At 70.4% G+C, this 6,389-nt stretch carries 8 protein-coding genes and 1 pseudogene; 3 read left to right on the plus strand and 6 right to left on the minus strand.

Annotated elements, in window-relative coordinates; all coding sequences use genetic code 11:
* Positions 1 to 33 precede the first annotated feature (33 nt).
* Complete coding sequence (locus AC07AL_RS32105) at positions 34 to 792, plus strand: TetR/AcrR family transcriptional regulator (RefSeq protein ID WP_400806604.1); 759 nt, start codon at positions 34 to 36, stop codon at positions 790 to 792.
* Positions 793 to 930: 138 nt separating this feature from the next.
* Here AC07AL_RS32105 and AC07AL_RS32110 read toward each other — a convergent pair whose 3' ends face one another.
* From AC07AL_RS32110 to AC07AL_RS32120, 3 genes are all read right to left on the minus strand, one after another.
* Positions 931 to 1,524, minus strand: coding sequence for a DUF4291 domain-containing protein (locus AC07AL_RS32110; protein ID WP_478319121.1), 594 nt, complete (start codon positions 1,522 to 1,524; stop codon positions 931 to 933).
* Positions 1,525 to 1,877: 353 nt separating this feature from the next.
* On the minus strand, positions 1,878 to 2,351 hold the full coding sequence (locus AC07AL_RS32115) for a hypothetical protein (RefSeq protein ID WP_363627652.1): 474 nt from the start codon (positions 2,349 to 2,351) through the stop codon (positions 1,878 to 1,880).
* A gap of 215 nt (positions 2,352 to 2,566) precedes the next feature.
* On the minus strand, positions 2,567 to 2,941 hold the full coding sequence (locus AC07AL_RS32120) for a hypothetical protein (protein WP_478319122.1): 375 nt from the start codon (positions 2,939 to 2,941) through the stop codon (positions 2,567 to 2,569).
* A 112-nt stretch (positions 2,942 to 3,053) separates the two neighbouring features.
* Between AC07AL_RS32120 and AC07AL_RS32125 the strand changes: the two are divergent.
* Positions 3,054 to 3,197: pseudogene (locus AC07AL_RS32125) on the plus strand (IS256 family transposase); the annotation flags it as partial.
* Between the two features lie 5 nt (positions 3,198 to 3,202).
* On the opposite strand, the gene AC07AL_RS32130 reads toward AC07AL_RS32125, so the two are convergent.
* On the minus strand, positions 3,203 to 3,877 hold the full coding sequence (locus tag AC07AL_RS32130) for an NUDIX domain-containing protein (protein WP_478319124.1): 675 nt from the start codon (positions 3,875 to 3,877) through the stop codon (positions 3,203 to 3,205).
* Positions 3,874 to 4,257, minus strand: a complete 384-nt coding sequence (locus AC07AL_RS32135) for a DUF4406 domain-containing protein (protein WP_478319125.1) — start codon at positions 4,255 to 4,257, stop codon at positions 3,874 to 3,876. The genes AC07AL_RS32130 and AC07AL_RS32135 overlap by 4 nt, the downstream gene beginning before the upstream one ends.
* A gap of 48 nt (positions 4,258 to 4,305) precedes the next feature.
* On the opposite strand from AC07AL_RS32135, the gene AC07AL_RS32140 reads away from it, so the two are divergent.
* Complete coding sequence (locus AC07AL_RS32140; RefSeq protein ID WP_363586944.1) at positions 4,306 to 5,064, plus strand: DeoR/GlpR family DNA-binding transcription regulator; 759 nt, start codon at positions 4,306 to 4,308, stop codon at positions 5,062 to 5,064.
* Positions 5,065 to 5,485: 421 nt separating this feature from the next.
* Here AC07AL_RS32140 and AC07AL_RS32145 read toward each other — a convergent pair whose 3' ends face one another.
* A complete protein-coding gene (locus AC07AL_RS32145) occupies positions 5,486 to 6,112 on the minus strand; it encodes a class I SAM-dependent methyltransferase (RefSeq protein ID WP_363586902.1) in 627 nt (208 codons plus the stop codon).
* Positions 6,113 to 6,389 lie beyond the last annotated feature (277 nt).

Below are 6,389 nucleotides of genomic sequence, written 5' to 3' on the forward strand. Positions count from 1 at the left end.
ACGATGGAACCAGTGGTGCGGTATCGTTGATTCATGCCATCGCCTTCACGCGACAGGGACGGCGCCACCGCCACCGCGTCCACCATTGAGTCCGCCCCCGCCTCCCCGGGCCGGGAGCAGACCAGGCAGCGGGTCATCGAGGCCGCCATCGGACTGCTGACGCGCGGGGGCCGCGACGCGGTCACCACCCGCGCGGTCGCCGATGCGGCGGGCCTGCAGCCGCCGGCCATCTACCGGCTGTTCGGCGACAAGGACGGGCTGCTCGACGCCGTGGCCGAGCACGGTTTCGCCGCGTTCCTCGCCACCAAGCACGTCGACCCCGACCCCCGGGACCCGATCGAGGACCTGAGAGCCGGCTGGGACGTCGCGGTCGAGTTCGGTCTGGCCAACCCCGCGCTGTACACGCTGATGTACACCGAACCCACCGGGACCACCTCGGCCGCCTTCAAGGCCGGCATGGAGATCCTGATGGGCCGCATCCGACGCCTCGCCGTCGGCGGCTGGCTCCGCGTCGACGAGGAACTCGCGGCCCAGATCATCCACGCCACGGCGCGCGGCGCCGTGCTCACCTGGCTGTCCCTGCCCCGGGACCGGCGCGACCCGGCCCTGTTGACCACCCTTCGGGAGTGCATGGTCGCCGCCGTCACCAACCGGCAGCCGGCCGTGAACGAGCCGGGCCCGGCCGGCGCAGCCCGCGCCCTGCGCGCCGCACTGCCCGAACAGACGACGCTCAGCGGCGCCGAGCAGCATCTGCTGGGGGAGTGGCTGAACCGCCTCGCCGCCGACGGCTGACCACCGGCGGCTGGACCGGGCAACGCTACCCCGGCCCCGGTGTCAACTGATGGTGCACCACGTCTCGGACCGTCGCGAGCTGCCCTGGTGGACGGCGACGGAACGAGCAGCCCGTGGCCCCGAGCGCTCGGGACCGGCTCAACCGCACAGGTGGTTCAGCAGCGCGTCGTCCGCCGGATAGGGGCGCTCGACGGGAAGGAGCTGCCGGGCGGCATCCAGAGCCCCGTCCCTCACCTGGGCCTGGACCGTGTGCGCGAGTGCGGTGACGTCGTCGATCGAGACGATCCACTGCTCCGCGTAGCGCTCGGCGGCCTCGCCGGCGAGGCCGAGTTGGAGGGAGCGGTGGGGGAGCGGCTGTAGGTGCAGATCGCGTTCGGGATCCCACTGCACCCGGGCCGGGGCCCGCTTCAGCTGGCGCTTCCAGGTGGCGCGGTCGGGGTGCAGCCCGTGTTCGTAGTGGGCCAGGCAGGCGTTCGCCAGGGCCCATTCGAAGCCCTCGCGGGTGATCTCGACCGCGAGGACGGTCTCCTGGCCCTCCTTGCCCGCCCATCCGCAGCGGTACATCATCCACAGGAACGACGGTTTGATCCACGTCATTCGGTCCCTCTTCCAGGCAGCCGGGAAGAGGCCGTCCTGTGCGGCGGGCAGGCCGATCTCCGGAGGGTACGCCTGGTAGACGGTCACCGTGGTGGCCGTGTGGAGGGCGCGGATCCGATGCTTGGGTTCTGACACGGTGACCAGGCTCGGGGTTCGGCGCGCAGCGCGCCATCGAATTACCGGGCCGGAGGGGGCTGGTGCGGCGCTCGGCGGTCGCTGCGGCACCTGCGGTGAGCGCGTGGTGGAGGTGTTCCCGGGTTCCTCCGCTTCCCGGCGGTGCCGGCCGGCGGGTGCCGAACGGCCCGGGCCGTTCGGCACCCAGTGGCGGGGCACCGTCTTCTCATGCTTTTCATGCGGCGGCGTGCGGCGAGCGGTGCGGCGGTACAGGCGCCGGATCACCCGATACAGGCGCCGGGGGGCGGGGGCCGGACAGATCCTGGACTATCTGGCGGCGCTTGCGCGACCCTGGCGGTGCCCGACGGCCGGGATCAGTTCTTCCACACGCCCCAGTAGACGTCGGCGTTGTCGCCGGAGCCGCTCTCACGGGTGGTGCGGAAGACGCTGCTGGTGCCATTCTCGTCGTAGCTGTTGGAACCGGTGTAGGGGTTGGCCCAGTGCAGCTGGACGGTGTTGTTGTTGCGCCAGCCTTCCTCGCAGCCGTACGTGCTGAACGTCGCCCAGCCCTCGGTGCCGGTCAGGAACCCGTTGCTCTCCGACTGGAAGGTGGCGTCGCCGGTGTTCCCCAGGGTCTGCGGCGGCTCCTGGCCCTGCGTCCAGATGCCGTGGGCCAGAGCGTAGCCGGTCCGGTAGAGCGAGCAGCCGGTCCCGTTGTGCAGGTGGACCGTGGTGCTCCGGGCCGCCTGGGTGGTGGCCGGGGCGGCCTGGGCGGTGCCGGTGGCGATGGTGCCGAGCCCGATGGCGCTTACCGCAGCCAGCGCCGCGAAGCGTGCGGAGGTACGCATGGTTCCCTCGATTCCGTGTGCCTTCGGTGGGTGGCGCGGGCGGTGTCCCGCGCCGTGGTGAACGATGCGCCGCGCCGACAGACAAACGATGGACGGTGCGGCTCGCGCCGTTCACCGCACCGTTCGCAACGCCCGTCCATCGTTTGTCAGTTGGCGTGGCGTACGAGCACCCGGGCGGCCGCCCGTCCCGACGAAGGCCCCGGAGACGTCCTCCCTCACAGTGGAGTGAGGATGTCCTGGTCCGCCCTGTCGAGGACGAAGCCGTTGTCCAGCCGGACCCGGACCGTCACCCGGTTCCCCCGTTCCCGGTGCGCGGTCCACTGCGGCTCCAGCGCGGCGATCTCCGCCTCCAGGCGCTCGCGGCTCGCCACCGGCATGGTGTGCCCGTAGTCCTCGAACAGCGCTTTGAGCCGCTGGTACTCGCGAACCTCATGGCTCTCCGGGAGTTCCCCGTCCACCCGCTCGACGGTGCCCTCCATCCCGGATCCCAGTGAGAGGAACCCGACGACGGCCCCGGGCTCCCCGGCGACCGCCTCACCGATCCCGAGGTCCTCGGCCAACCTGACGCGCTGGCCTTCCTTCAGGGTCATCCGTCCTCTGCCTCTCCATCGATCGAGGCCGCCGGCGCCGCCGGCCCGCGGCCACGGCCATTATCCGCGGTCGCGTCACGGTGCAAGATCCTCGGCGACAGAGCCTCCGCCGTCTCCGAAGGTGAGCGAGGTGCTGCCGCTGCTCTACCTGCACGGTTTGTCCTCGGGGGGCTTCGTGCCTGCGCTGGACCAGTTCCTCGGCTCGGCGGCCGGCCTGTCACCGGCCACCGTGACCCGGCTGGCCAGGCAGTGGCGGCGTTGTCAGCGCTCGCTCGTTGGGGCGAAGGGCCCGTCCAGGGCTGCCCATTGCAGGAGCAGGATGGTCTTTCCGTCGGTGATGCGTCCCTCGCGGGTCATGGCGAGGGCCTGGGCGAAGGGCAGTTCGAGGACCTCGATGTCCTCGCCGTCCTCCTCGAGTCCGCCGCCGGTTCCGGTCCGGTCGGCCGGTGTGTAGGGGGCGGCGAAGAAGTGGAGGCGTTCGGTGACGGAGCCGGGACTCATGTAGGCGTCGAGGATGTGGGTGAGCGGTCCGAGGGTGACGCCGAGTTCTTCGGCGCTCTCGCGGCGGATGGCTGTGGGCGGGTCGTCCGCGTCGAGCAGGCCTGCGGCGGCTTCGATGAGCATGCCGTCGGGGTGGTCGTTGACGTAGGCCGGGTAGCGGAACTGGCGGGTGAGCAGGACTCGGCCGCGTTCGGTGTCGTAGGGCAGGACGACGGCGCCGTTGCCGCGGTCGTAGGTCTCGCGCTGCTGGGTCTCCCAGCGTCCGTCGCGGCGGCGGTAGTCGAAGGTGGTGCGCCGCAGGACGTGCCAGCCCTGGGAGGTGAGCTCGACGTCGCGGACCCGGATGTCGGGGTTGCGGTCCAGGCCGCGTCCGGCCTGGTCGAGGCCGGTGCGGCCGCGGTGGTCGGGGGTGTAGATGCCCGGGCGGCTGCTCACGCGGTCTCCCGCGGGGTGCGGCGGGGGATCTCGGCCGCGTCGTGGTAGACGGGCAGGCCGAGGCGGCGGGCGGTGGCGACGTCCTGGTCGGCTCCGGCGGAGTCGCCGGGCAGGCGCAGTACAGCGTCGCAGTGTGTGAGCAGGCGGTCGGCGGTCGGGTAGAGGACCTGGTCGGCGAGGGGGTCGGTGGGGCCCGCGCCGGCTGAGCGCAGGACGGGCAGGGCGATCCACTCCCCGATCACGGGCAGGTGGCCGGCGGCGAAGACGGGCCAGGCGGCGGCTTCGAGGCGGGCGAGGTTGACGGCCATGGCCTGCGGATCGCCGTCGGTGCCGGAGCGGTAGGGGCCGGCGATGAGGATGAGCATGGGCTTGTCGGGCATACGCGCTACGATACATGCAGAAACGTGCAAGAACAGGAGAGATTACGAATGCTGGCTGCTGAACGGCGCGACCACCTGCTCGGTCTGCTCGCCCGCGAGGGCAAGATCGTCGCCAAGGACGTCGCCGCCGACCTGGGGATCTCCGAGGACAGTGTGCGACGTGACCTGCGCGATCTTGCCGCCGAAGGACTCTGCCAGCGGGTCTACGGCGGCGCGTTGCCTGTCTCGCCGGCGGTGGTGGACTACGCCGCCCGACAGAGCGTGGCCCCAGACGGCAAACGGAAGGTCGCCTCGGCGGCCGCCGCCCTGGTGCGGCCGGGCAACACCCTGATCCTCGACGGCGGCACCACCGCCCTCGCCGTCGCCCACGCACTCCCGCAACACCTGGCCTGCACCGTGATCACCCACAGCCCGACGATCGCCGCGGCCCTGCTCGACCATCCGCAGGCGGAACTCTTCCTGCTCGGAGGCCGGATCTTCAAGCACTCGGCGGTCGCCTGCGGTGCCGCCGCGGTCGAGGCCGCGCAGAACATCTCCGCCGACCTCTGCCTGCTCGGCGTCACCGGCGTGCACCCCGAAGCGGGACTGACCACCGCAGACGCAGAGGAGGCCGCAATGAAGCGCGCCCTGGCCGCACGGGCCGCGGACACCTACATCCTCGCCTCCTCCGAGAAGATCGGCACCGCTTCGCGGTTCCGCGTCCTGCCCTGGGAGAAAGTCAGCGGACTGATCACCGACGCCGACCCTCACGACGCGGTCGTCGAGCAACTCAAAGCGCTCGGCCTGGAAGTCCTGCCAGCCGACTGACAGCTACGAGCCAACACGGGATCGCGGACCGGCCGGCACGTGTCCAGAGCACCATCCCGCCACCACCACGGCTCAGCGATCCACAGGAATTGACGATCACTCCTTCGACGGGCTGGTCGGTCGGATCGTTCGAACGGCACGTCGATCGTGGTGGCGTGTCTGCTGGCGCTGGATGTCATCCTGTTCGCCGCTGGATCGCCTCACTGCCTCAGACGGGATGAACCGACCCTCTCCTGCCCCGCTCGAATCCCGGCCGGGCCGTGTTCTAGGGTTTCGTGGTTCTGCCCCGGCGGGCAGGCCAGCCGGCGTCCCGCGAAGCCCAGCGGGACTGATCGTTCTCACGGTTACGTCCACCACCAGGGCCCGGTCTCGTCCGCGGCGCACATCCCCGCGACCACTCTGTCAGGCCCCGCACGGCCCGTCAGCTCCCGGGTCGCCGTGCCCAGAACAGGATATGGCCGCTGTCGCCCTCGGGGACGAACTCCTCGTGCGATACCTCCAAACCGGCTTGCAGCAGCCAGGACCGGTTCGTGTCCGCGTCCGCTTGACTCCACCACATCGCAGCCCCGCCACCGAGCCAGTTCTCGTCGGTCCCGGTCCAGGTTTGATGCCCGGTGGTGACCACAAGCCAGCCTCCCGGCCGCAGCCACGATGCGATCCGCCCCAGCAGGGCAGGCTGTTCCTCGACAGGAATGTGGATCAGCGCGTACAAGCAGATCACAGCGTCGAAGGTCCCCGACGGGAACGCCAGGGTCGTGGCGTCCGCTCGAATGAACTCGGCCTCCGGCGCCAGCTCCCGAGCCCGTTGGACCTGGACGTCGCTGATGTCGACGCCCGTGACACGGTGCCCCGCTGCGGCGAGCGACCGGACCACGGGGACTCCTGTCCCGCACCCCACATCCAGAACCACGCCCGCCTCCGGGAGCCGCCCGAGCAACTCCTCGATCCACGATCCGTACTTCGTCTCGCTGTTGAACACCCGCTCGTAATGCGCGGACAGCAGATCGTACCCACGCCGGACCAAGTCCTTCGGATCTTCAGCATCCACAATGGCGCACCGTAACGGTCTCTGGCCGGCGGAGCGACTCCATTCCGGCTGCCTCCGGCCGGGTCCGGCGGCCACCTCTGGCCCCACAGATCAAGGTGAGGGTTCGGCTCGCCGACAACCCCTGACTTCGGCGTTCGATTTCTGACCTGGGCAAACGTCGCTGGAATCTTTAGGAATAGGCACTTACTGACATTTGCTCTTTGGGGTGATGGATCTGCCGTTTTACTGACGGACGGTCACCTGTCGGCGTAGACCGTCTCGCATGCGATATGCGGAT

The organism is Kitasatospora sp. NPDC043949, assembly GCF_056435365.1.